At 58.0% G+C, this 22373-nt stretch carries 21 protein-coding genes; 18 read left to right on the top strand and 3 right to left on the bottom strand.

Annotation, left to right across the window (positions count from 1 at the left end; all coding sequences use genetic code 11):
• Window positions 1-62: 62 nt before the first annotated feature.
• On the top strand, window positions 63-1433 hold the full coding sequence (gene mnmE / locus E1K68_RS00760) for a tRNA uridine-5-carboxymethylaminomethyl(34) synthesis GTPase MnmE (protein ID WP_014720595.1): 1371 nt from the start codon (window positions 63-65) through the stop codon (window positions 1431-1433).
• Between the two features lie 18 nt (window positions 1434-1451).
• Here the strand turns inward: mnmE and E1K68_RS00755 are convergent, their stop codons facing one another.
• The 3 genes from E1K68_RS00755 to E1K68_RS00745 all read right to left on the bottom strand — a co-directional run bounded on the left by E1K68_RS00755 (window position 1452) and on the right by E1K68_RS00745 (window position 5429).
• Window positions 1452-3842, bottom strand: a complete 2391-nt coding sequence (locus E1K68_RS00755; RefSeq protein WP_212613667.1) for a TonB-dependent siderophore receptor — start codon at window positions 3840-3842, stop codon at window positions 1452-1454.
• 136 nt (window positions 3843-3978) lie between these two features.
• A complete protein-coding gene (locus tag E1K68_RS00750) occupies window positions 3979-4923 on the bottom strand; it encodes a FecR domain-containing protein (protein WP_212613666.1) in 945 nt (314 codons plus the stop codon).
• Window positions 4923-5429, bottom strand: coding sequence for a sigma-70 family RNA polymerase sigma factor (locus E1K68_RS00745; protein ID WP_003195897.1), 507 nt, complete (start codon window positions 5427-5429; stop codon window positions 4923-4925). The genes E1K68_RS00750 and E1K68_RS00745 overlap by 1 nt, the downstream gene beginning before the upstream one ends.
• Before the next feature lie 540 nt (window positions 5430-5969).
• On the opposite strand from E1K68_RS00745, the gene mnmG reads away from it, so the two are divergent.
• From mnmG to E1K68_RS00660, 17 genes are all read left to right on the top strand, one after another.
• A complete protein-coding gene (gene mnmG, locus E1K68_RS00740; RefSeq protein ID WP_003195895.1) occupies window positions 5970-7862 on the top strand; it encodes a tRNA uridine-5-carboxymethylaminomethyl(34) synthesis enzyme MnmG in 1893 nt (630 codons plus the stop codon).
• A complete protein-coding gene (rsmG, locus tag E1K68_RS00735; protein ID WP_212613665.1) occupies window positions 7859-8503 on the top strand; it encodes a 16S rRNA (guanine(527)-N(7))-methyltransferase RsmG in 645 nt (214 codons plus the stop codon). Before mnmG ends, rsmG begins: the two co-directional genes overlap by 4 nt.
• A gap of 18 nt (window positions 8504-8521) precedes the next feature.
• Window positions 8522-9319: a ParA family protein gene (locus tag E1K68_RS00730; protein WP_003195891.1), complete on the top strand. Its 798-nt coding sequence runs from the start codon at window positions 8522-8524 to the stop codon at window positions 9317-9319.
• Window positions 9320-9328: 9 nt separating this feature from the next.
• Window positions 9329-10201 carry a ParB/RepB/Spo0J family partition protein gene (locus E1K68_RS00725; RefSeq protein ID WP_003195890.1) on the top strand — a complete coding sequence of 291 codons (873 nt, stop codon included), beginning with the start codon at window positions 9329-9331 and terminating at the stop codon, window positions 10199-10201.
• A gap of 148 nt (window positions 10202-10349) precedes the next feature.
• Window positions 10350-10757: a F0F1 ATP synthase subunit I gene (locus E1K68_RS00720; RefSeq protein ID WP_010565865.1), complete on the top strand. Its 408-nt coding sequence runs from the start codon at window positions 10350-10352 to the stop codon at window positions 10755-10757.
• Window positions 10758-10773: 16 nt separating this feature from the next.
• Window positions 10774-11643: a F0F1 ATP synthase subunit A gene (gene atpB / locus E1K68_RS00715; RefSeq protein ID WP_003195886.1), complete on the top strand. Its 870-nt coding sequence runs from the start codon at window positions 10774-10776 to the stop codon at window positions 11641-11643.
• A gap of 133 nt (window positions 11644-11776) precedes the next feature.
• Complete coding sequence (atpE, locus tag E1K68_RS00710) at window positions 11777-12034, top strand: F0F1 ATP synthase subunit C (RefSeq protein WP_002555987.1); 258 nt, start codon at window positions 11777-11779, stop codon at window positions 12032-12034.
• 56 nt (window positions 12035-12090) lie between these two features.
• A complete protein-coding gene (locus E1K68_RS00705) occupies window positions 12091-12561 on the top strand; it encodes a F0F1 ATP synthase subunit B (RefSeq protein ID WP_003195835.1) in 471 nt (156 codons plus the stop codon).
• Window positions 12562-12573: 12 nt separating this feature from the next.
• Window positions 12574-13110 (top strand): F0F1 ATP synthase subunit delta, encoded by a 537-nt coding sequence (locus E1K68_RS00700; RefSeq protein ID WP_003195833.1) that lies wholly within the window; start codon window positions 12574-12576, stop codon window positions 13108-13110.
• A gap of 21 nt (window positions 13111-13131) precedes the next feature.
• Window positions 13132-14676, top strand: a complete 1545-nt coding sequence (gene atpA / locus E1K68_RS00695; protein WP_003195831.1) for a F0F1 ATP synthase subunit alpha — start codon at window positions 13132-13134, stop codon at window positions 14674-14676.
• A gap of 50 nt (window positions 14677-14726) precedes the next feature.
• A complete protein-coding gene (atpG, locus tag E1K68_RS00690) occupies window positions 14727-15587 on the top strand; it encodes a F0F1 ATP synthase subunit gamma (protein WP_003195829.1) in 861 nt (286 codons plus the stop codon).
• A gap of 27 nt (window positions 15588-15614) precedes the next feature.
• Entirely contained in the window at window positions 15615-16991 is a 1377-nt protein-coding gene (atpD, locus tag E1K68_RS00685; protein ID WP_003195827.1) for a F0F1 ATP synthase subunit beta, read from the top strand.
• A gap of 44 nt (window positions 16992-17035) precedes the next feature.
• Window positions 17036-17452: a F0F1 ATP synthase subunit epsilon gene (locus E1K68_RS00680; protein ID WP_003195825.1), complete on the top strand. Its 417-nt coding sequence runs from the start codon at window positions 17036-17038 to the stop codon at window positions 17450-17452.
• Window positions 17453-17574: 122 nt separating this feature from the next.
• Window positions 17575-18942, top strand: a complete 1368-nt coding sequence (gene glmU, locus E1K68_RS00675; protein ID WP_003195823.1) for a bifunctional UDP-N-acetylglucosamine diphosphorylase/glucosamine-1-phosphate N-acetyltransferase GlmU — start codon at window positions 17575-17577, stop codon at window positions 18940-18942.
• 229 nt (window positions 18943-19171) lie between these two features.
• Entirely contained in the window at window positions 19172-19939 is a 768-nt protein-coding gene (locus E1K68_RS00670) for a DeoR family transcriptional regulator (protein ID WP_003195822.1), read from the top strand.
• Window positions 19940-19949: 10 nt separating this feature from the next.
• On the top strand, window positions 19950-21782 hold the full coding sequence (gene glmS, locus E1K68_RS00665; protein ID WP_032894388.1) for a glutamine--fructose-6-phosphate transaminase (isomerizing): 1833 nt from the start codon (window positions 19950-19952) through the stop codon (window positions 21780-21782).
• Window positions 21783-21865: 83 nt separating this feature from the next.
• Complete coding sequence (locus E1K68_RS00660; RefSeq protein WP_192002111.1) at window positions 21866-22231, top strand: hypothetical protein; 366 nt, start codon at window positions 21866-21868, stop codon at window positions 22229-22231.
• Window positions 22232-22373: the final 142 nt, after the last annotated feature.

Genomic DNA, 22373 nt, shown 5'->3' with positions numbered 1-22373 from the left:
CACTCAAGACGCCCCCTAGTGGGGCGTTTTGCTTTCCGTCACTTTTGTTCTGGAACCTGCTGATGAGCGCTCCTCGTGAAACCATCGCTGCTGTCGCTACCGCTCAAGGTCGGGGCGGCGTCGGCATCGTTCGAATTTCCGGGCCATTGGCGGGCGTGGCAGCCAAGGCTATCAGCGGCCGGGAGCTGAAACCCCGTTATGCCCATTACGGCCAGTTCCTGGATGCCGACCACAGCGTATTGGACGAGGGGCTGGCCATCTATTTTCCAGGGCCAAACTCGTTCACCGGTGAAGATGTCCTTGAATTACAAGGGCACGGTGGGCCTGTGGTGTTGGATATGCTGCTGCAGCGCTGCTTGCAATTGGGTTGCCGCCTGGCCAGACCAGGGGAATTCAGCGAACGCGCATTCTTGAACGATAAGCTCGACCTGGCCCAGGCCGAAGCCATCGCCGATTTGATCGAAGCCAGTTCTGCACAGGCTGCACGTAACGCATTGCGTTCATTGCAGGGGGCTTTTTCCCTGCGTGTGCATAACTTGACCGAGCAACTGATCAGCCTGCGCATCTACGTCGAAGCCGCGATTGATTTTCCGGAAGAAGAAATCGACTTCCTGGCGGATGGCCACGTATTGGCGATGCTGGATAAAGTCCGCGATGAGTTATCCACAGTGCTGCGCGAAGCCGGGCAGGGCGCCTTGCTGCGCGATGGAATGACGGTGGTGATTGCCGGCCGACCAAATGCCGGCAAATCAAGCCTGCTCAATGCTCTGGCAGGGCGCGAGGCGGCCATCGTCACCGAGATCGCCGGCACTACCCGGGATATCTTGCGCGAGCATATCCACATCGACGGTATGCCGCTGCACGTGGTGGACACCGCTGGTTTACGCGATACCGACGACCAGGTGGAAAAGATCGGCGTGGAACGTGCGCTCAAGGCGATCAGCGAAGCCGATCGTGTGTTGCTGGTGGTGGATGCCACTGCGCCGGAAGCTGTGGATCCTTTTGCCTTGTGGCCCGAATTCCTTGAACAACGGCCAGACCCAGCCAAAGTCACCTTGATCCGTAACAAGGCCGACCTTACGGGGGAAGCCATCGCCCTGGAAACCAGTGAAGATGGCCACGTCACGATCAGCTTGAGCGCGAAATCGGCCGGTGAGGGTCTGGAGTTGCTGCGCGAGCACCTTAAAGCCTGCATGGGCTACGAACAGACGTCGGAAAGCAGCTTCAGTGCACGGCGTAGGCACCTGGAAGCGCTGCGTCATGCCAGCGCGGCCTTGGAGCACGGGCGCGCCCAGCTGACCTTGGCGGGGGCTGGGGAGCTGCTGGCTGAAGATCTGCGCCAGGCGCAGCAGCTGTTGGGTGAAATCACCGGGGCTTTCAGTTCAGATGATTTGCTCGGGCGGATTTTCTCCAGCTTCTGCATCGGCAAATAGTCGAGTTATCCACAACGACTACCAGTTATAGGACACCGTACCGAGCAAGGTACGGCTGTCGCCCCAATAGCAACGCCCTGCATCGTTGCAACCAGATACATATTCCTTGTCAAACAGGTTCTTGGCGTTCAGGTCCACCGACCAGTGTGGATTGATCTGATAACCCAGTGCCGCATCCACCAAGGTGACGCTTCCTGCATCCAGCTTGCCGTAGAGCGTCGGCGCCGTGTAGGCAAAGGTACTGTCGAAATAACGTACACCGCCGCCCAGGGAGAAACCCTTGAGTTGGCCATCCAGGAAGCGATATTTACCCCACACCGAAGCCTGGTTACGCGGCACGCCCGTCATTTGACGGCCTTCAACCAGCGACGTGGCCGAATCCTTGGTTATCCGGGCGTCGGTGTAGGTATAGGCCGCCGTCACGTTGAAGTTGGCGCTGATGTTGCTGTTGACCTCTACTTCCACGCCCTTTGCGCGACTTTCACCGACTTGGCGATAGCTGTTGGTGGTGGCATCCAGGTAGGTATCGTCCTGCTTGCGCAGGTCATACACCGACACGGTCATCGCCGTATCCCAGCCGATCGGTTCGTACTTAATGCCCAATTCGTATTGGCTGCTGGTGATCGGTTTCAACGGCGAGCCGGCGTTGGAGATCTGCTGCACGGGGACAAAGGCGGTGGAATAGCTGACATACGGCGTCAGGCCGTTGTCGAACTGGTACATCACCCCGCCCTGGTAAGTGAATTTACGATCCTGTGAGTTGATATTGCTCGATGGCTGGACCTTGTCGCGGTAGTCGCTGTCGACCCAGTCCTGGCGGCCGCCGAGCAGAAAGAGCCAATGGTCGTATTTGCTCTGGACCTGTGCATAAACGCCTTTCATCTGCTGTTCAAGCAAGGTGTTTTGCACTGCCAGTGGAGTGAGCGGGTCGCGCAGGTACACCGGGTTATACACATCGATGGTGCCGGCGAAACCCGCATCCCAGTCTTGATTGAACGAGGTTCGGTCATAGCTGGCGCCCAATAGCACCGTGTTTTCCAGGCCGCCCACCTGGAACTTGCCTTCGAGCTGGTTATCCAGGGAATAGACCATCGATTTGTTGTAGCGGTCGTAGGCGTTCATGTTCAGCCGGGTGCCGAAGCCGCCGTTATTGAGTGTGCCTGGCCAGGTTTCATGCCGGTTGATGCGTGACTGCATATAGCGAGAGTTCTGACGGAACTGCCAATCATCATTGAAGCTGTGGCTGAACTCATAGCCGGCGCTCCACGCTTGGCGTTCAAAGGTGTTCCAGTCCGGGTTGCCCAGCAGGGTGTGTTTGGACAGCTTGCCGTTGGGATTGGTAAGCAGCGTGCCGGCTGCAGGTAGGCCGAGTTCCAGGTTGGTATGGTCTTTCTGGTAGTTGGCCAGCAGCGTCAGGGTGTTGTAGTCGTCGAAGTTCAGGGTCAGGGATGGCGCGATATACAGACGATCGTCGGGGACGTGATCGGTCTGGGTGTCGGATTTACGCCCCAGCATCACCACTCGGCCCAGGATATTGTCACTGTCGTTGAGCGGGCCCGAGATATCCACACCCAGCTGGCGTCGATCATTCGAACCATAACTCACCTGCACCTCGCCTTGCGGGGTTGCAGTCGGATGTTTACTCACCAGGTTAACCAGGCCGCCGGGTGCGTTTTCACCATAGAGCAAGGAAGAAGGGCCACGGAAAATCTCGACCCGTTCCAGGCCGTAGGGTTCGCTGGTGGTGTCGTATCGATTGCCTTGCACCCGCAGGCCATCTCGCAGCAGGCCGTAGCCGTAATCCGTAGCGTTGAAACCGCGAATGAAAAACAGATCGCCTGCCAAGCCGTCGCCGGCCGCGAACGGTGGGGCGAAGATCCCCGGTACGTAGCCCAACACTTCTGTCAGGGTTTGGGACTTCTGGTCCTTGATACGCTGGCCAGTGACAACGGACACCGAACGCGGAGTCTCGGACAGCGGTGTGCTGGTCTTAGTGCCGATGCGGCTGTTCTGCGCCTTGTAGCCTACATCCCCGCCGATCTCTTGATTGAAACCGCCCTGTTGATAAGCGCTCACGGTGGTAGGGGCCAAGGTCAGTTGGCCAGCAGGTGCCGGCTGTAATACATAGCTGTCGGGAGCCTGTACGACCGCCTGCAGGTCCGAGTTCTGCAGCAGCAGCGCAAAGCCCTGGTCCACCGAGTAATCACCTTGCAGCCCTGGCGAATTCAAACGCGCGGTTTGCTGGGGGGAGAAGGACAGAATCACATTGGCCCTGGCGGCAAACTGGCTCAAGGCCTTGTCCAGCGGGCCAGCGGCAATTGCAAAGTGTTGCGTTGCGCTGGCGGCCATGACGGCGGTGGATAACAACACACCGGTCGTCGCGGTGATGAGCTGCAGACCGTAGGTCATGCCATGGCAGGAAAGTCGTTTGCGGAGCGGGGCGGGAAGGCGCATAGGTGAGTAAGCCCTGAAGGTAGCGTCGTGATTACCTGTAGGGCCGCGCCAGGTCAAAAAAAGATAACCCCTCTGTGGATTATTTTTTCGGTCAGCCGATTCGGGTGACCGACACCCAATAGCGCGTAAAGTATTTCACTTGAATCGGCAGGCTCGCTTGCAGGTTGGCCAGGACGGCATCGGTTGAGTCCAGACGGAAGGTACCGGAAACACGCAGGCCCGCAGACGCTTGGTCACAGTGCAACACACCCGGCCTATAGCGCGCCAACTCATCGATAACCTCTCCCAGCCGAGCATCGAGTACGATCAGTTGGCCATCTACCCAGGCTGCCTGTACACCGCCATACCCCTGGGTAAGGCGCACATCGTGCCGATCAAACTCTGCGCTCTCACCCGCGCCAATAATTCGGTGAAGTTCGGGTTGGTCGCCGGGAGATACCTCCACCCGTTCTTCCAAGACGCCTACCCGCGTGGCGTCCGGCAGTTGGCGCACAGTAAAACGGGTGCCCAGCGCCTGGACCCGGCCTTGGCGAGTCTCTACATAAAACGGTAAGTGCCCACCCCCTTTGCCGGTGTGGATAAGTACTTCACCCTCGCGCAGACGAATCAACCGTTGGCGCCCGTCAAATGCCACATCGATAGCGGTATGAGTATTGAGATTGATCTGCGTGCCATCCGCCAGCTCGATGCGTCGCCTCTGGCCCACCGACGTGCGGTAATCAGCCCATGCGTTACCCAGCGACGTATGTTGCTGGACGTTCCAGCCCAGATAGCCACTGCCGCCGAGCACCAGCATCCACTTGAGTACCTGGCGCCGCTGTTGCGTGGCGGATAACGCGCGGCGCGTGAGGTCAGGGGGCAGGCCACCGAGGCTGCGTTGCAGCTGCTCCATCTGGTTCCAGGCCGCCTGGTGGGACGGGTCACGATTAAGCCATTGCTGCCAGGCTTGATGTTGTGCCAGCGTCGGTGGTTGCGACTGGAATTGCACATACCAACTGGCAGCGGCCTCGAACGTCTTGCGGTCGGGGTTGGTCATTACCGGCTGGCCATGATCAGGGAGCACTCGGTAAGGGCACGGATCATGTGTTTCTTCACCGTGGTCAGTGATACCTGCAGTTGATCGGCGATCTGTTGATAAGTCAGCCCTTCAATCTGTGCCAGCATGAAAATTCGGCGGGCCCGCTCACCCAGCCCAGACAGCGCTTTATCCACAGCCACCAGCGTTTCGATGATGATTGCCTTGTCTTCCTCACTGATAGCCGTGGCTTCAGGACGCTCTGCCAGGGTTTGCCTGTAGGCCTGTTCGACGGCATGCCGGCGATAGCGGTCGATCACCAGGCCCCTGGCGATGGTCGCCAGATAGTCCCGTGGTTCAAGGATCTGCGCTGCGTGACGTCCACCGAGCATGCGCACGAACGTATCGTGGGCCACATCGGCTGCATCGCTGGCGTTATGCAATTTTCCCTTGAGCCACCCGCGCAGCCACGAATGATGTTGCTCATAGATGTGCTGGACCGCTGCGGTATGGGAAGAGGGAGGCATAGGCGCGACAAGGTGGGTTAATGATAATCGCTATTATTAACTGGCCCAGTGTTTTCCCACAATAGATCTCTTTTTGTCCTACTCAGGATTAATTCCTAGCTTGCCGTGGACGAAATCTGGCGTTTCTGTGGATTAAGCCCTGTGAATAACCGCTCCTGTGCCCAGTTGATAACAGGGTCTGAAACCTGAGTAAAAACCCGTCTGTGGATAACCACCGGTTTAATCCACAGGCTTAAAGCACTTATCCAAGGGCCTCATTGGCAGATGATCACAACGTTTTGAATCGCTGTACACATTGTAAATAAAGGGCTGTAGAGATCTATCCACAGAAATGGTGCTCAGTATAAATAAACATAAAAACAAAGATTTAATAAATTTCTCTCTTTTAATTTCTATTGTCTGTGACTCATCCACAGCTGGTTAAATTTTGTGCAAAGGGTTCTTTAGGAAGGGCTAAGTCCCTATACTTGCCCGCAAAGCTCTAAAACCCTTTCAACAAACAATTCCTGATTACCTACATAAGCAGGCACGAGGTGCGTGGTGGATTTCCCTTCCCGTTTTGAAGTGATCGTCATCGGCGGCGGTCATGCCGGTACCGAGGCAGCACTGGCGTCAGCACGCATGGGTGTAAAAACCCTGTTGCTGACGCATAACGTGGAAACCCTCGGTGCCATGAGTTGCAACCCCGCGATTGGCGGGATTGGCAAAAGCCATCTGGTCAAGGAAATCGATGCCCTTGGCGGCGTGATGGCCATGGCCACCGACAAAGGTGGTATTCAGTTTCGTGTGCTCAACAGCCGCAAAGGCCCGGCCGTGCGTGCAACGCGTGCCCAGGCCGACCGTATTCTGTACAAGGCTGCGGTACGTGAAACCCTGGAAAACCAGCCGAACCTGTGGATATTTCAGCAGGCAGCCGATGACCTGATCGTCGAACAGGACCAGGTACGCGGTGTTGTCACTCAAATGGGCCTGCGTTTCTTCGCAGAATCCGTAGTGCTGACCACCGGCACCTTCCTGGGTGGGCTTATCCACATCGGTATGCAGAACTATTCCGGTGGTCGCGCTGGCGATCCGCCGTCGATTGCTCTGGCAAAACGCCTGCGGGAATTGCCGCTGCGGGTCGGTCGCCTGAAAACCGGGACCCCGCCACGTATTGACGGGCGTTCTGTGGATTTTTCGGTGATGACCGAACAAGCCGGCGATACGCCGATTCCGGTCATGTCGTTCATGGGCTCCAAGGAACAGCATCCGAAACAGGTCAGTTGCTGGATCACCCACACCAACGCCCGTACCCACGAAATCATTGCTGCGAACCTTGATCGTTCGCCGATGTATTCCGGGGTGATCGAAGGCATTGGGCCGCGTTATTGCCCGTCGATCGAAGACAAGATCCACCGCTTTGCCGACAAAGAAAGCCACCAGGTCTTTATCGAGCCGGAAGGGTTGACCACCCACGAGCTGTATCCGAACGGAATTTCCACTTCGCTGCCGTTCGACGTGCAAATCCAGATCGTGCAGTCGATTCGCGGTATGGAAAATGCGCACATCGTGCGTCCGGGCTACGCCATCGAGTACGACTACTTCGACCCGCGCGACCTGAAATACAGCCTGGAAACCAAAGTGATCGGCGGCCTGTTCTTCGCCGGCCAAATCAACGGCACCACCGGTTATGAAGAAGCCGGCGCCCAAGGTTTGCTGGCCGGGACCAACGCAGCATTGCGTGCACAGGGCAAAGACAGCTGGTGCCCGCGTCGCGATGAGGCCTACATCGGCGTATTGGTCGACGACCTGATTACCCTGGGTACCCAGGAACCGTACCGGATGTTCACATCTCGGGCGGAATACCGTCTGATTCTGCGCGAAGACAACGCCGACCTGCGCTTGACCGAAAAAGGTCGCGAGCTGGGCCTGGTCGATGACGCCCGCTGGGCGGCCTTCTGCAAAAAACGCGAAAGCATTGCGCTCGAAGAACAGCGTCTGAAGAGTACCTGGGTTCGCCCGGGCACGGAGCAGGGCGACGCCATTGCGGAAAAATTCGGCACGCCGTTGACCCATGAGTACAACTTGCTCAACCTGCTTTCCCGTCCGGAAATCGACTACGCTGGTCTGGTCGAAGTGACTGGCCACGGCGCAGAAGACCCACAGGTTGCCGAACAGGTTGAAATCAAGACCAAATACGCAGGCTACATTGATCGCCAGCAGGACGAGATCGCCCGGCTGCGCGCCAGTGAAGACACCAAGCTGCCTGTGGATATCGACTACACCGGGATTTCCGGGTTGTCGAAAGAAATTCAAAGCAAGCTGGGGATAACTCGGCCGGAAACCCTCGGGCAGGCTTCACGTATCCCAGGCGTCACCCCGGCAGCCATCTCGCTGTTGATGATTCATTTGAAAAAACGCGGCGCGGGCCGTCAGTTGGAGCAAAGCGCTTGAGTTCGTTGGTCACCTCGCAACACGCCGAAGAGTTATCCACAGGAGCGCGCCAGTTGGGCGTGGCCCTGACCGAAGCCCAGCATGAGTTACTGCTGGGCTATCTGGCCCTGTTGATCAAATGGAACAAGGCTTACAACCTGACCGCGGTACGTGATCTGGACGAGATGGTGTCGCGGCATTTGCTCGACAGCCTCAGCGTGATGCCGTTTATCGAAAATGGCCGTTGGCTCGACGTCGGCAGTGGCGGCGGCATGCCTGGCATTCCGTTGGCGATCCTGTTTCCCGAGTCCCACGTGACCTGCCTGGACAGCAACGGCAAGAAAACCCGCTTCCTGACCCAGGTCAAACTCGAGCTCAAGCTGGATAACCTGCAAGTTATCCACAGTCGTGTCGAAGCCTTCACACCTGAACTGCCTTTCAACGGGATCGTGTCCCGAGCGTTCAGCAGCATGGAGAACTTCAGCAACTGGACGCGCCACCTGGGCGACCGTGATACCCGCTGGCTGGCAATGAAGGGCGTTCATCCAAGCGACGAGCTGTTAGCATTGCCGGCAGACTTCCACCTCGATAGCGAACACGCCTTGGCCGTACCTGGTTGCCAAGGCCAACGCCATCTGCTGATACTGCGCCGCACGGCATGATTGGGAACACAAGCAAGAATGGCTAAGGTATTCGCGATAGCGAACCAGAAAGGTGGTGTGGGTAAAACCACCACCTGTATCAACCTCGCAGCATCCCTGGTCGCAACCAAGCGTCGGGTGCTGTTGATCGATCTCGATCCACAGGGCAACGCCACCATGGGTAGCGGTGTGGATAAACACGGCCTGGAAAACTCGGTCTACGATTTGCTGATTGGCGAATGCGACCTGGCCCAGGCCATGCACTATTCCGAGCACGGCGGTTACCAACTGCTGCCGGCCAACCGCGATCTGACCGCGGCGGAAGTGGTGCTGCTGGAAATGCAGATGAAAGAAAGCCGTCTGCGCAGCGCCCTGGCGCCCATTCGCGACAACTACGATTACATTTTGATCGACTGCCCACCGTCGCTGTCGATGCTCACGCTTAACGCCTTGGTAGCCGCCGATGGGGTGATTATCCCCATGCAGTGCGAGTACTACGCGTTGGAAGGCCTGAGCGACCTTGTGGATAACATCAAGCGCATTGCCGAGTTGCTCAACCCGAAACTGCAGATCGAAGGCTTGTTGCGCACGATGTTCGACCCGCGCCTGAGCCTGATGAACGATGTGTCGGCGCAGCTCAAGGAACACTTCGGTGACCAGTTGTACGACACCGTGATTCCACGCAACATCCGCCTGGCCGAAGCGCCAAGCTATGGCATGCCCGCGCTGGCGTACGACAAATCCTCGCGCGGTGCCATTGCCTACCTGGCATTGGCTGGCGAGATGGTTCGCCGTCAACGCCGCAATTCACGCACCGCTGCAGCCCAGCCAACTTAAGGAACCCCCATGGCCGTCAAGAAACGAGGTCTCGGACGTGGACTGGATGCACTGTTGAGTGGTCCGACCGTCACATCGCTTGAAGAACAAGCGGTGCAGGCCGACGAGCGCGAGCTGCAGCACTTGCCGCTGGACCTGATCCAGCGCGGCAAATACCAGCCACGTCGGGACATGGACCCCCAGGCCCTGGAAGAACTGTCCAACTCGATCAAGGCCCAGGGCGTGATGCAGCCTATCGTGGTGCGCCCCATTGGCGGTGGCCGCTTTGAGATCATCGCCGGTGAGCGCCGCTGGCGCGCCAGCCAGCAGGCCGGCAAGGAAACCATCCCGGCCATGGTGCGCGATGTGCCGGATGAAACCGCGATCGCCATGGCGTTGATCGAGAATATCCAGCGTGAAGACCTCAACCCGATCGAAGAGGCGATTGCGTTGCAGCGTTTGCAGCAGGAATTCCAGCTCACCCAGCAGCAAGTGGCCGAGGCGGTGGGCAAGTCCCGCGTCACCGTGTCCAATTTGTTGCGTTTGATCGCGCTGCCGGAAGTGATCAAGACCATGTTGTCCCACGGCGACCTGGAAATGGGCCATGCCCGTGCGTTGCTCGGTTTGCCCGAAAATCAACAGGTTGAAGGGGCGCGACACGTTGTCGCACGAGGCCTGACCGTACGTCAGACCGAAGCGCTGGTGCGCCAGTGGCTCAGCGGCAAACCTGCACCGGTCGAAACCGCCAAACCTGATCCGGATATCGCGCGACTCGAGCAGCGCCTGGCCGAGCGCCTGGGCTCTGCGGTGCAAATTCGTCACGGCAAGAAGGGCAAAGGGCAATTGGTCATCGGATATAACTCCCTTGACGAGCTTCAAGGCGTCCTTGCCCACATCCGCTGAAACATTTGCTTATGTAGCGCGTGATCGGAAATCACTACCCGACAGTTGAATAGGGGCTGAACCGCCCCTATACTCTGCGCGCATTTTGTCGGCACAAATTATGCCAAGTTATTGATTTCCGGCAGCCGACCATTGAGGAGCAAGAGTGATGGAAACCCGCACGCCAAACACGTTGCCGTTCCATCGCTTGGCTGTTTTTCCGGTTCTACTGGCTCAATTTGTCATTTTGCTGATCGCCGCATTGGCGCTTTGGTATTGGCATGGAGTCGTAGCCGGGTATTCAGGACTCTGCGGAGGCCTGATAGCCTTGCTGCCCAATATGTATTTTGCTCACAGGGCCTTTCGGTTTTCCGGCGCCCGAGCAGCCCAGGCTATCGTCCGGTCTTTTTATGCCGGCGAGGCGGGGAAACTGATTTTGACGGCAGTGCTGTTTGCACTGACCTTTGCAGGTGTGAAGCCATTGGCGCCGCTGGCTGTATTCGGCGTCTTCGTGTTGACCCAACTGGTCAGCTGGTTCGCTCCCCTGCTAATGAAAACAAGACTTTCGAAACCTTAGGGCGTTTGAGGCAACCATGGCAGAAACAACCGCTTCGGGCTATATCCAGCACCACTTGCAGAACCTGACCTTCGGTCAGCTTCCTAATGGCGGCTGGGGCTTTGCCCACACCGCAGCAGAAGCCAAAGAAATGGGTTTCTGGGCTTTCCACCTGGACACTCTGGGTTGGTCGGTCGCATTGGGTCTGATCTTCGTCCTGATTTTCCGCATGGCGGCAAAGAAGGCGACTTCGGGTCAGCCAGGTGCTTTGCAGAACTTCGTTGAAGTATTGGTCGAATTCGTCGATGGCAGCGTGAAAGACAGCTTCCATGGCCGTAGCCCGGTGATTGCACCGCTGGCACTGACCATCTTCGTGTGGGTGTTCCTGATGAACGCCGTCGACCTGATCCCGGTGGACTGGATTCCTCAGTTGGCCATGGCGATCTCCGGCGACCCGCACATTCCATTCCGCGCAGTATCCACCACTGACCCGAACGCCACACTGGGCATGGCTCTGTCGGTATTCGCGCTGATCATTTTCTACAGCATCAAGGTCAAGGGCATCGGCGGCTTCATCGGCGAACTGACCCTGCACCCGTTCGGCAGCAAGAACATCTTCGTTCAAGCCCTGCTGATCCCGGTGAACTTCCTGCTGGAATTCGTCACCCTGATCGCCAAGCCGATTTCCCTGGCTCTGCGACTGTTCGGCAACATGTATGCCGGCGAGCTGGTGTTCATTCTGATCGCTGTGATGTTCGGCAGCGGTCTGCTCTGGCTTAGCGGCCTGGGCGTAGTTCTGCAGTGGGCGTGGGCTGTGTTCCACATCCTGATCATTACCCTGCAGGCCTTCATCTTCATGATGCTGACCATCGTCTACCTGTCGATGGCGCACGAAGAGAACCATTAAGACCAGTCTCGACTAGTCTGATGTCCTTCCCGGTCAAACGGGAAGGTGGCCCAACAGGGCTATGAAACGATTTGTTTTACCGCTTTAAAATCTAAAAAACCTAAACCATACGACGTAAAAGTCGGGAGGAAAGATGGAAACTGTAGTTGGTCTAACCGCTATCGCTGTTGCACTGTTGATCGGCCTGGGCGCCCTGGGTACTGCCATTGGTTTCGGCCTGCTGGGCGGCAAATTCCTGGAAGGCGCAGCGCGTCAGCCAGAAATGGTCCCAATGCTGCAAGTTAAAATGTTCATCGTCGCCGGCCTGCTCGACGCCGTGACCATGATCGGCGTTGGTATCGCACTGTTCTTCACCTTCGCGAACCCCTTCGTTGGTCAACTCGCTGGCTAATCACTCGACTTTTCGAGTGATTGGGGTGATGGACAACGAATGAGCGAGGTGTTGGCGTGAACATTAATGCAACCCTGATTGGCCAATCCGTTGCGTTCTTCATTTTTGTAGTGTTTTGCATGAAGTTCGTGTGGCCTCCGGTCATCGCGGCTTTGCACGAACGTCAGAAGAAGATCGCGGATGGTTTGGACGCTGCCAGCCGTGCAGCTCGCGACCTGGAGTTGGCCCACGAGAAAGTGGGTCAGCAACTGCGCGAAGCTAAAGCACAGGCAGCCGAGATCATTGAGCAAGCCAAGAAACGCGGTAACCAGATCGTCGAAGAGGCTGTTGAAAAAGCCCGCGTCGAAGCTGACCGTGTGAAGGCTTCGGCTCATGCCGAGATCGAACAGGAACTGAACGGTGTCAAAGACGCGCTGCGTGCCCAACTGGGTGCTCTGGCCGTTGGCGGTGCTGAGAAGATCCTCGGTGCCACAATCGATCAAAACGCGCACGCGGAGCTGGTTAACAAACTGGCTGCTGAAATTTAAGCGAGGGCGATCATGGCAGAACTGACCACGTTGGCCCGACCTTACGCTAAGGCAGCCTTCGAGCACGCCCAGGCCCACCAGCAGCTGGCCTCTTGGTCAGCCATGCTCGGCCTGGCTGCAGCAGTGTCGCAAGACGACACCATGCAGCGCGTGCTCAAGGCCCCGCGCCTGACGAGCGCAGACAAGGCCGCCACTTTTATTGAAGTGTGCGGCGACAAGTTTGATGTGAAGGTGCAGAACTTCATCCACGTCATTGCCGAAAACGACCGTCTCCCGCTGTTGCCGGAGATCGCCGCTCTGTTCGACCTGTACAAGGCCGAAGCAGAGAAATCGGTAGACGTTGAAGTGACCAGTGCTTTCGCATTGAACCAAGAACAGCAAGACAAACTCGCCAAGGTTCTCAGTGCACGACTCAATCGGGAAGTGCGCCTGCAAGCTTCGGAGGACGCATCGCTTATTGGTGGTGTTGTTATCCGTGCCGGCGACCTGGTTATCGATGGCTCGATTCGCGGCAAAATCGCGAAACTTGCCGAAGCATTGAAATCTTGAGTTTGAAGGGGCAGCAGAGCAATGCAGCAACTCAATCCTTCCGAAATAAGTGAAATTATCAAGGGCCGCATCGACAAGCTCGATGTGACCTCCCAAGCCCGTAACGAAGGCACTGTCGTCAGCGTATCTGACGGCATCGTGCGGATTCACGGTCTGGCCGACGTCATGTACGGCGAGATGATCGAGTTTCCGGGCGGCGTCTACGGTATGGCCCTCAACCTGGAGCAAGACTCCGTAGGTGCCGTTGTATTGGGCGCGTACACCAGTCTGGCTGAAGGCATGAGCGCCAAGTGCACAGGCCGCATCCTGGAAGTTCCGGTTGGTAAGGAACTGCTGGGTCGCGTAGTCGACGCACTGGGTAACCCTGTTGACGGTAAAGGTCCACTGGGCAACACCGAGACCGACGCGGTCGAGAAAGTTGCTCCAGGCGTGATCTGGCGTAAGTCGGTAGACCAGCCTGTACAGACTGGCTACAAGGCTGTCGATGCCATGATCCCAGTCGGCCGTGGCCAGCGTGAGCTGATCATCGGTGACCGTCAGATCGGTAAGACCGCTCTGGCGATCGACGCGATCATCAACCAGAAAGACAGCGGCATTTTCTGCGTCTACGTAGCCATCGGTCAGAAGCAATCGACCATCGCCAACGTGGTTCGCAAGCTGGAAGAAAACGGCGCCCTGGCCAACACGATCATCGTGGCTGCCAGTGCTTCGGAATCTCCTGCGCTGCAATTCCTGGCACCGTACTCCGGTTGCACCATGGGTGAATTCTTCCGCGACCGCGGTGAAGACGCGCTGATCGTTTATGACGATCTGTCCAAGCAAGCAGTGGCTTACCGCCAGATTTCCCTGCTGCTGCGCCGTCCACCAGGCCGTGAAGCCTACCCAGGCGACGTGTTCTATCTCCACTCCCGTCTGCTGGAGCGCGCATCCCGCGTTTCGGAAGAGTACGTAGAGAAGTTCACCAACGGCGCAGTGACCGGCAAAACCGGTTCCCTGACCGCACTGCCGATCATCGAAACCCAGGCTGGCGACGTTTCCGCGTTCGTTCCGACCAACGTGATTTCCATCACTGACGGTCAGATCTTCCTGGAATCGGCCATGTTCAACTCCGGGATCCGTCCTGCAGTGAACGCCGGTGTTTCGGTATCCCGTGTGGGTGGTGCCGCTCAGACCAAGATCATCAAGAAGCTCTCCGGTGGTATCCGTACCGCTCTGGCTCAGTACCGTGAACTGGCGGCATTCGCCCAGTTCGCTTCTGACCTGGACGAAGCGACCCGTAAGCAACTTGAGCATGGTCAGCGCGTTACCGAGCTGATGAAGCAGAAGCAATACGCCCCAATGTCGATCGCTGACATGGCGTTGTCGCTGTATGCCGCTGAGCGTGGGTTCCTGACCGACGTTGAAATCGCCAAGGTCGGCAGCTTTGAACAAGCGCTGATTGCTTACTTCAACCGCGATCACGCCGAATTGATGGCGAAGATCAACGTGAAGGGTGACTTCAATGACGATATCGACGCTGGCATGAAAGCCGGTATCGAGAAGTTCAAGGCCACCCAAACCTGGTAAGCCGCAGCGGGAGCCGCAAGGCTCCCGCTTGCTAACCTGATAGGTGTTACATGGCAGGCGCAAAAGAGATTCGCAGTAAGATTGCGAGCATCAAAAGCACGCAAAAAATTACCAGCGCCATGGAAAAAGTGGCGGTCAGCAAAATGCGCAAGGCACAAATGCGCATGGCTGCTAGCCGTCCTTATGCGGAGCGTATCCGCCAGGTAATTGGGCATCTGGCCAACGCCAACCCGGAATACCGCCACCCGTTCATGATCGAGCGCGCCGTCAAGCGTGTGGGTTATGTGGTAGTGAGCAGTGACCGTGGTTTGTGTGGTGGTCTGAATACCAACCTGTTCAAGGCCCTGGTCAAGGACATGGCGGTAAACCGCGAAAACGGCGTCGAGATTGATCTGTGTGTTGTTGGTAGCAAGGGTGCGGCCTTTTTCCGCAACTTCGGCGGTAACGTCGTTGCAGCTATCAGCCACCTGGGTGAAGAGCCGTCGATCAATGATTTGATCGGCAGTGTGAAGGTGATGCTGGATGCGTACCTGGAAGGCCGTATTGACCGCCTCTCCGTGGTATCCAACAAGTTCATCAACACCATGACCCAGCAGCCAACCGTGGAGCAATTGATTCCACTGGTGGCGACCCCGGATCAGGAACTCAAGCACCACTGGGACTACCTCTACGAACCAGACGCCAAAGAGCTGCTTGACGGCTTGATGGTGCGCTACGTGGAGTCGCAGGTGTACCAGGCGGTGGTCGAGAACAACGCAGCTGAACAAGCGGCGCGGATGATCGCGATGAAAAACGCTACCGATAACGCCGGTGATCTGATCAGCGATTTGCAGCTGATCTACAACAAGGCGCGTCAGGCTGCGATCACCCAAGAGATCTCGGAAATCGTCGGCGGCGCTGCCGCGGTTTAACGGTTCAAATATTCAGAGGATCCAGCTATGAGTAGCGGACGTATCGTTCAAATCATCGGCGCCGTTATCGACGTGGAATTTCCACGCGACAGCGTACCGAGCATCTACAACGCGCTGAAAGTACAAGGCGCGGAAACTACCCTGGAAGTTCAGCAGCAGCTGGGCGACGGCGTAGTTCGTACCATTGCGATGGGTTCCACCGAAGGCTTGAAGCGCGGTCTGGACGTTGTCGACACTGGCGCTGCCATCTCCGTACCGGTCGGTAAAGCGACCCTGGGCCGGATCATGGACGTACTGGGCAACCCGATTGACGAAGCTGGCCCGATTGCCACCGAAGAGCGCTGGGGCATTCACCGCGCAGCACCTTCGTTCGCAGAACAAGCAGGCGGCAATGACCTGCTGGAAACCGGCATCAAGGTTATCGACCTGGTTTGCCCGTTCGCCAAGGGCGGTAAAGTCGGTCTGTTCGGTGGTGCCGGTGTAGGCAAGACCGTAAACATGATGGAACTGATCCGTAACATCGCCATCGAGCACAGCGGTTATTCCGTGTTCGCAGGTGTGGGTGAGCGTACTCGTGAGGGTAACGACTTCTACCACGAGATGAAGGACTCCAACGTTCTGGACAAAGTGGCACTGGTTTACGGTCAGATGAACGAGCCGCCGGGAAACCGTCTGCGCGTAGCCCTGACTGGCCTGACCATGGCCGAGAAGTTCCGTGACGAAGGTAACGACGTTCTGCTGTTCGTCGACAACATCTATCGTTACACCCTGGCCGGTACTGAAGTATCTGCACTGCTGGGCCGTATGCCTTCGGCAGTAGGTTACCAGCCGACCCTGGCTGAAGAGATGGGCGTTCTGCAAGAACGTATCACTTCGACCAAGGAAGGTTCGATCACCTCGATCCAAGCGGTATACGTACCTGCGGATGACTTGACCGACCCGTCGCCAGCCACCACCTTCGCCCACTTGGACGCCACCGTCGTTCTGTCCCGTGACATCGCTTCCCTGGGTATCTACCCAGCGGTCGATCCACTCGACTCGACGTCGCGCCAGCTGGACCCGAACGTGATCGGCCAGGAGCACTACGACACCGCTCGCGGCGTTCAGTACGTGCTGCAGCGTTACAAAGAACTGAAGGACATCATTGCGATCCTGGGTATGGACGAGCTGTCGGAAGCCGACAAGCAGTTGGTAAACCGTGCTCGTAAGATCCAGCGTTTCTTGTCGCAGCCGTTCTTCGTGGCTGAAGTCTTCACCGGTGCCTCGGGTAAATACGTTTCCCTGAAAGACACCATTGCTGGCTTCAAAGGCATCCTCAACGGTGACTACGACCACCTGCCAGAACAAGCGTTCTACATGGTCGGCGGCATCGAAGAAGCGATCGAGAAAGCCAAGAAACTGTAATCCAGGCGCCCGGAAACGGGCGCTCATCAGGTTGAGGCAATCAGATGGCTATGACAGTCCATTGCGATATCGTCAGCGCGGAAGGGGAAATTTTCTCCGGTCTGGTCGAGTTTGTAACAGCGCACGGTGACCTGGGTGATCTTGGTATCGCCATGGGTCACGCCCCGCTGATCACAAGCTTGAAGCCAGGTCCGATCACTCTGACCAAGCAAGGCGGGGAACGTGAGGTGTTTTACATCTCCGGTGGTTTCCTCGAGGTTCAGCCGAACATGGTCAAGGTACTTGCCGACACCGTGCAACGTGCTGGCGACCTGGATGAAGCCTCCGCTCAGGAAGCCGTCAAGGCTGCCGAGAAGGCGCTGAACGAAAAAGGCGCAGACTTCGACTACAGCGCTGCTGCAGTCCGTCTGGCCGAGGCCGCAGCCCAGCTGCGTACTCTCCAGCAGATCCGCAAGAAGTAAGCGGCCACGCCGTTTTGCTTGATGCGTGATTGATTAAAAAGGGTAGCCTCGGCTACCCTTTTTCTTTTTTGCAAAACACTTCTTTGGTCTGAACCCGGACCGCCCAGGATTGGTAGCCATTCATGTCTCTTGAAATCGTTATTCTCGCCGCAGGCCAGGGCACCCGCATGCGTTCAGCCCTGCCCAAGGTACTGCACCCGGTCGCGGGCAACTCCATGCTGGGTCATGTTATCCACAGCGCCCGCCAGTTGGACCCACAACGTATTCATGTGGTGATTGGCCACGGTGCAGACCTGGTTCGCGAGCGTCTGGCCGCGGACGATCTGAATTTCGTATTGCAAGACAAGCAACTGGGCACCGGCCACGCGACCGCGCAGGCTGTGCCTTTCATCACCGCGGACACGGTATTGATCCTCTACGGCGATGTACCGCTGATTGAAGTGGAAACCTTGCAACGCCTGCTCAAGCACGTGGTGCCTGGCCAGATGGGCCTGCTGACCGTTGAGCTGGATGACCCTACGGGCTACGGCCGCATTGTGCGCAACGCCGACGGCAAGGTGGCTGCCATCGTTGAACACAAAGATGCCAGCGAAGCCCAGCGCGCGATTACTGAAGGCAACACCGGCATTCTCGCGGTGCCTGCCAACAAGCTCGCCGACTGGATGAGCCGCCTGTCCAACAACAATGCCCAGGGCGAGTATTACCTCACCGACGTCATCGAGATGGCCGTCAGCGATGGCCTGCTGGTCGCCACCGAGCAGCCCCACCATCCGATGGAAGTGCAGGGCGCCAACGACCGCAAACAGCTGGCAGAGCTGGAACGTCATTATCAACTGCGCGAAGGCCTGCGCCTGATGGCCCAGGGCGTGACCCTGCGAGACCCGGCGCGTTTCGATGTGCGTGGCGAAGTCACGGTGGGCCGCGACATCCTGATCGATATCAACGTGATCCTCGAAGGCCGCGTGATCATTGAAGACGGTGTAGTCATCGGCCCGAACTGCGTGATCAAGGACAGCACCTTGCGCAAAGGCGTGGTGGTCAAGGCCAATAGCCATATCGACGGTGCGGTGATGGGCGAGGGCAGCGATGCCGGGCCGTTTGCGCGCTTGCGCCCGGGTAGCGAGCTGGGGGCCAAGGCCCATGTGGGTAACTTTGTCGAACTGAAAAACGCTCAACTGGGCGAAGGCGCCAAAGTCGGCCACCTGACTTACCTGGGCGATGCCGTCATCGGCGCCCGCACCAACATCGGTGCCGGCACCATCACCTGCAACTACGACGGTGCCAACAAGTACCAGACCACCATTGGTGAAGACGTGTTCATCGGCTCCAATAACTCGCTGGTTGCTCCAGTGACCATTGGCGATGGTTCCAACACCGCCGCGGGCTCGACTATTAACCAGGATGTGGATAAGTCCCAACTGGCTGTTGCTCGTGCTCGCCAACGCAACATCGACGGCTGGAAACGCCCGGTCAAAATCAAAAAGAACTGAGTTATCCACAATTCGATAGATTGGGGCGCACTCCTGTGGGAGCTGGCTTGCCTGCGATAGCGGTCTGACATTCAGCATGGATGTCGCCTGACAAACCGCTATCGCAGGCAAGCCAGCTCCCACAATTGATTTGTGGTGACTTAAAAATATTGCATGCCCCGCTTGACGATCTTTCGCCAATAGGTTTTGATTGCCTTCGTTATCTTTCGAAACGAAACTTATCACTACCATGTCGAAACGAAATACCCCCCAACGACGCCACAACATCCTGACCTTGCTCAACGAACAGGGCGAAGTCAGCGTGGACGAATTGGCCAAACATTTCGAAACTTCGGAAGTGACCATCCGCAAGGACCTTGCCGCCCTCGAAAGTAACGGCCTGCTCCTGCGTCGCTATGGCGGCGCAATCACCATGCCACAAGAGCTGGTGGGCGACGCTGCCCAGCCGATCTCGGCCTACAAGCGCGCCATTGCCCGTGCGGCGGTGAAGCGTTTGCGTGAGCATGCGCGCATCATCATCGACAGCGGCAGCACCACTGCCGCGATGATTCCCGAACTGGGCCATCAACCGGGCCTGGTGGTGATGACCAACTCCCTGAACGTGGCCCGCGCCTTGAGCGAATTGGAACACGAGCCGGTGCTGTTGATGACCGGCGGCACTTGGGACCCGCATTCGGATTCGTTCCAGGGCCAGGTCGCCGAGCAGGTCCTGCGTTCCTATGACTTTGATCAGCTGTTCATCGGTGCCGATGGCATTGATCTGCAGCGCGGCACCACCACCTTCAACGAGCTGCTGGGTTTGAGCCGTGTGATGGCCGAGGTCGCCCGTGAAGTGGTGGTGATGGTCGAATCCGACAAGATCGGCCGCAAGATTCCCAACCTGGAACTGCCCTGGAGCAGCGTCCATACCCTTATTACCGATGATCGCCTGCCGCTTGAGGCCCGCGACCAGATCCAAGCCCGCGGCATTACGCTGATATGCGCGGCAATCATCTAGGAGAAGCACCATGTGTGGAATTGTTGGCGCAGTCGCCGAACGTAACGTTACTGCCATCTTGATCGAAGGCCTCAAGCGCCTCGAATACCGCGGCTACGACAGCGCCGGTGTGGCCGTCTTCACCAACGCCGGCAAGCTGGAGCGCATGCGCCGCCCGGGCAAGGTCAGCGAGTTGGACCAGGCCCTGGCCGGTGAGCCGCTGGTAGGTCGCTTAGGCATCGCCCACACCCGTTGGGCCACCCACGGTGCACCGTGCGAGCGTAACGCTCACCCGCACTTTTCCGGCGACCTGGCGGTGGTGCACAACGGCATCATCGAAAACCACGAAGTGCTGCGTGAACAACTCAAGGGGCTGGGCTACGTTTTCACCTCGGACACCGACACCGAAGTGATCGCCCACCTGCTCAACCACAAGCTCAAGGACCACAGCGACCTGACCACCGCCCTCAAGGCCACGGTCAAGGAGCTGCACGGCGCCTACGGCCTGGCCGTGATCAGCGCCAGCCAGCCTGACCGCGTCGTGGCAGCCCGCAGCGGTAGCCCATTGGTAATCGGCCTGGGCCTGGGTGAGAACTTCCTCGCCTCCGACCAACTGGCCCTGCGCCAGGTGACCGACCGCTTCATGTACCTGGAAGAAGGCGATATTGCCGACATCCGCCGTGAAAGCGTGCAGATCTGGGACGTGAACGGTCAGTCTGTCGAGCGCGAAGCCGTGCAGTACCGCGATGGCGCCGAAGCCGCTGATAAAGGCGAGTTCCGCCACTTCATGCTCAAGGAAATCCACGAGCAGCCGTCCGTGGTGCAGCGCACCCTGGAAGGTCGCCTGAGCCAGAACCAGGTGCTGGTCAACGCCTTCGGCCCGCAAGCCGCCGAACTGTTCGCCAAAGTGCGCAATGTGCAGATCGTCGCCTGTGGCACCAGCTACCACGCCGGTATGGTGGCGCGTTACTGGTTGGAAGAACTGGCCGGCATCCCGTGCCAGGTCGAAGTCGCCAGCGAGTTCCGCTACCGCAAAGTGGTGGTGCAACCCGACACCCTGTTCGTGACCATTTCCCAGTCTGGTGAAACCGCCGACACCCTGGCCGCCCTGCGCAATGCCAAGGAACTGGGTTTCCTCGGCAGCCTGGCGATCTGCAACGTCAGCATCAGCTCCCTGGTGCGTGAATCCGACCTGACCCTGCTGACCCAGGCCGGTCGTGAAATCGGCGTCGCCTCCACTAAAGCCTTCACCACCCAACTGGTGGGCCTGTTGCTGCTGACCCTGTCCCTGGGCCAAGTGCGCGGCACCCTCGCTGAAGGTGTCGAAGCCACCCTGGTGGAAGAACTGCGCCGCCTGCCGACCCGCCTGGGCGAAGCCTTGGCCATGGACAGCACCGTGGAAAAAGTCGCCGAGCTTTTCGCCGACAAGAACCACACCCTGTTCCTGGGCCGTGGTGCGCAGTACCCGGTGGCGATGGAAGGCTCGCTGAAACTCAAGGAAATCTCGTACATCCACGCCGAAGCCTACCCTGCCGGTGAGCTGAAGCACGGCCCGCTGGCCCTGGTGGATGACGACATGCCGGTGGTTACCGTGGCGCCGAACAACGAATTGCTGGAGAAGCTCAAGTCCAACCTGCAGGAAGTACGCGCCCGTGGCGGCCAACTGATCGTCTTCGCCGATGAGAAGGCCGGCATGACCAACGGTGAAGGCACCCACGTCATCAACATGCCGCACATCCACGACACCCTGTCGCCGATCCTCTACACCATCCCGCTGCAGTTGCTGTCGTACTACGTCGCCGTGCTCAAGGGCACCGACGTGGACCAGCCGCGTAACCTGGCGAAGTCGGTGACGGTGGAGTAAGCCTTACTGATGTACCCAAAAGGGGCTGTGTTTAACAGCCCCTTTTTTCGTTTTGGATTCGATTAATTCAAGGATGCGTACTGATGCAAAGCTCTTCTGCGACTGTCCAGGCACGTTTGCACAATCGTCGGTTCGTGGTCGCGAATAACGCCCAAGGGTTGTCCGGTACCGGCACCGTGTTTCATTACCAGGTCGAAGATGGCGTGATTTCCAGCACTTACCAGGGTGGCCGAATTCGCCTGGGAACGCAGGTCGGGCGGGTGACCGGTGCAGATACCATCGAGCTGCTTTATCAGTGCGTAACCCTGGACGGCGAACTGCTGGCGGGGTGGTCACGAGGCACGGTAGGTGTGGATCACGCCGGGCGCACAACGCTGAGTTTCGTTTGGGGCTGGCTATCGGGTGCGACAGGCGGCGGTGAGTCCAGCTATGTCGAGATCGCTGGCTAGAGGTCCTGAAAGCACCACAAAACCTACAGGTAAGCGCATATCCCCTGTGGGAGCGGGCTTGCCCGCGAAGGCGGCGTTTCAGTCGCTGCATCTGTTACTGCACCACCGCTTTCGCAGTCAAGCCAGCTCCCACATTTGGATC

Origin of the sequence: Pseudomonas sp. B2021 (genome assembly GCF_018135665.1) — a bacterium.
In the GTDB taxonomy this organism is placed as follows: domain Bacteria; phylum Pseudomonadota; class Gammaproteobacteria; order Pseudomonadales; family Pseudomonadaceae; genus Aquipseudomonas; species Aquipseudomonas lactis.
This window is presented reverse-complemented; position numbering and strand designations above follow the sequence as displayed.